The 2,100-nt window shown below is 75.1% G+C and carries 3 protein-coding genes; 1 reads left to right on the top strand and 2 read right to left on the bottom strand.

Annotation, left to right across the window (positions count from 1 at the left end; genetic code table 11):
- Window positions 1-929, top strand: a 929-nt coding sequence (locus tag ACFDTC_RS06460; protein WP_375258061.1) for a CaiB/BaiF CoA transferase family protein, incomplete at its 5' end; no start/stop codon positions are given.
- Here ACFDTC_RS06460 and ACFDTC_RS06455 read toward each other — a convergent pair.
- Together ACFDTC_RS06455 and ACFDTC_RS06450 are read right to left on the bottom strand one after the other, a co-directional pair.
- Window positions 926-1,930: a LacI family DNA-binding transcriptional regulator gene (locus ACFDTC_RS06455; RefSeq protein ID WP_375258060.1), complete on the bottom strand. Its 1,005-nt coding sequence runs from the start codon at window positions 1,928-1,930 to the stop codon at window positions 926-928. The two genes, ACFDTC_RS06460 and ACFDTC_RS06455, sit on opposite strands and share 4 nt — an antisense overlap.
- Entirely contained in the window at window positions 1,927-2,097 is a 171-nt protein-coding gene (locus ACFDTC_RS06450; RefSeq protein ID WP_375258062.1) for a DUF993 family protein, read from the bottom strand. Before ACFDTC_RS06450 ends, ACFDTC_RS06455 begins: the two co-directional genes overlap by 4 nt.
- Between the last annotated feature and the right edge of the window lie 3 nt (window positions 2,098-2,100).

Below are 2,100 nucleotides of genomic sequence, written 5' to 3'. Positions count from 1 at the left end.
GCGGCAAGCGGTCGATCGCGCTCGACCTCAAGGACGCCGGGGACATCCGCGTCGCGCGCGCGCTGATCGCCGGCTCGCACGGCCTGATCGAGGGCCTGCGCCCCGGCGTGATGGAGCGTCTGGGCCTCGGTCCCGCCGACGCTCACGCGCTGAACCCGGCGCTGGTCTACGGGCGCATGACCGGCTGGGGCCAGACCGGCCCGCGCGCGCACCAGGCCGGGCACGACCTGACCTACCTCGCGCTTTCTGGCGCGCTGTATCACGCGGGCCTGACCGGACAGCCGCCCGCGCCCACGCCGACGCTGCAGGGCGACGTGGGCGGCGGGGCGCTCTACCTCACCGTCGGCATGCTCGCGGGCCTGATCCGCGCGCGAGAGACCGGGCAGGGCACCGTGGTCGACGCGGCAATCGTCGACGGTGCGGCGCACATGATGGCGCTGCTGGCTTCGATGGGGCCGAGGTTCGACCGGGCCGCGCGCGGCGCCTCGCTTCTGGACGGGCCGCACTGGTCGCGCTGCTACGCCTGCGCCGGCGGCGGCCATGTCGCCGTTCAGGCGCTCGAGCCGCAATTCTACCGGCTGCTGCTCGAGACGCTCGGGCTGGAGGACGACCCGGCGATGCAGGCGCAGCACGACCCGGCGCAATGGCCCGGGCAGACCGCGCGGCTGGCCGCGATCTTCGTGGCGCATCCCCGCGACCACTGGGCGGCGTTGTTCGACGGCTCGGACGCCTGCGTCGCCCCGGTGCTCAGTCCGGCCGAGGCGGCGCGCGATGCGCACATGGCCGCGCGCGGCGCATGGCAGGACGATGGCGCGCCGGCACCCGCGCCGCGCTTCGATGGGTTACGCGCGACGCCCCGCCCGGTGCCGGCCCGTGACGGCGACCGCGCCGCGATCCTGGCGCGCCTGCGGAAGGAGGGTATGCTCTAGCCCGCGCTCGACGCCCGCGGGACGAGCGTCACCGGCGCGCGCGTCTCGTCCGGCGGGCGCACGCCGTCGCCCAGCCAGCGCAGCAGCGTCGCCGCCACGTCGCGGCCGAAGCCGCCGATGTCGCACCGGACCGAGCTCAGCGCCGGGTGGCACAGCGACGCCTCCTCGATGTCGTCGAAGCCGACGACGCGGATGTCGCGGCCCACCGCCACGCCGGCCTCGGCGAAGCCGGACAGCATCCCCAGGCCGACGAGGTCCGAGAAGCACAAGGCCGCGTCCACGCGCGGCGTCTCGGCCGCCAGCCGAAGCGCTATCTCGCGCCCCAGCGTCCGCGACGGCCGCCCCGGCAGGCAGCGAGTTTCCAGCCCGTGCGCCTGCATCGCCGCGTCGTAGCCTTCCATCCGCTCGCGCGTGATCTGGCGCCCGTCCAGCCCGCCGGCGAAGACGATGCGCCGCGCGCCGGTGCCGATCAGGTGGCGCGTCGCGTCCCCGCCCCCGGTGCGGTAATCGAACGAGGCGAAGGGCAGCGCGGCGCCGCCCGCATCCATCCGCCGCAGCACCTGCATCGCCGGGATGCCCGCGCGCTCCAGCCGCATCGCCGTCTCGGCACGCGTGTCGTGCGTCGGGCACATCACCAGCCCGGCCACGCCGTGTTCCAGCATCGCCGCGGTGACGCGGTCCTGCTCGTCAGGGTCCTCGTCGGTGTTGGCGATCACGGCGGCGTAGCCCGCGCCGGAGAGCGCACCCTGAAGGCTGGCCGCGAATTCGGTGAAGAACGGGTTGCGCAGGTCGTTGATCACCAGCCCGATCAGGCCGGTATCGGCGCCGCGCAGCTGTGCCGCGGCACGGTTGCGCACGTAGCCCAGCCGCGCCATCGCGTCCTCGACCCGTGCGCGCGTCTCGGCCCGCGGCGCGGCCGAGCCCTGCACCACCAGCGACACGGTCGATTTCGACACCCCCGCCTCGCGCGCGACGTCGAGGATCGTGGGGCGGCGGGTCATCCGACGCCGTGCACGGCCAGAAGCCGCGCCATGCGCCGCGTCGCGCGGTCGGGGTCGGCCAGCAGGCGCGCGCGGTCGGCCAGGCGGAAGAGCTCGGCGTAATGCGTGATCGGCCGGGCCGATTGCAGCCCCGCGGGCATCACGAAGTGATCCTGCGCGCCGTTCAGCCA

This window comes from Citreimonas sp., assembly GCF_042096055.1.
Lineage (GTDB): Bacteria > Pseudomonadota > Alphaproteobacteria > Rhodobacterales > Rhodobacteraceae > Citreimonas.
Note: the sequence above shows the minus strand (reverse complement) of the source record. Positions and strands in the feature narration are given on the sequence as shown.